Source organism: Pseudomonas sp. 58 R 3 (assembly GCF_900006605.1).
Classification (GTDB): Bacteria; Pseudomonadota; Gammaproteobacteria; order Pseudomonadales; family Pseudomonadaceae; genus Aquipseudomonas; species Aquipseudomonas salomonii.
The window spans coordinates 1-247 of sequence record NZ_CVTT01000077.1; the positions used below are offsets into that span (position 1 = coordinate 1).

Annotated in this window: 1 protein-coding gene; it reads left to right on the forward strand. The window is 57.5% G+C overall.

Annotated elements, in window-relative coordinates:
* On the forward strand, positions 1 to 247 hold a 247-nt coding region (locus BFP92_RS31815; RefSeq protein ID WP_170875865.1), incomplete at both ends, for an immunoglobulin-like domain-containing protein.

The window sequence follows — 247 nt, forward strand, 5'->3', positions numbered from 1 at the left end:
CCGCGACCTTGACTAACAAGGCGCAGACCGACGTTACCGTGACGCTTTCGAACGGTCAGACGATCACCATCAAAGCCGGCGACTCCGCAGGCTCCACGGTTTTCCACACTCCAGCTAACGACGTCTACAACAACGGTTCCACCGTCAGCACCACCATCGCCAAAACTGCGGGCGGCAACTTCGAGAACCTGGTTACCGATCCAAAAGCGGCCGTCACTTCGATTACCGACTCGATCGACAACACCAC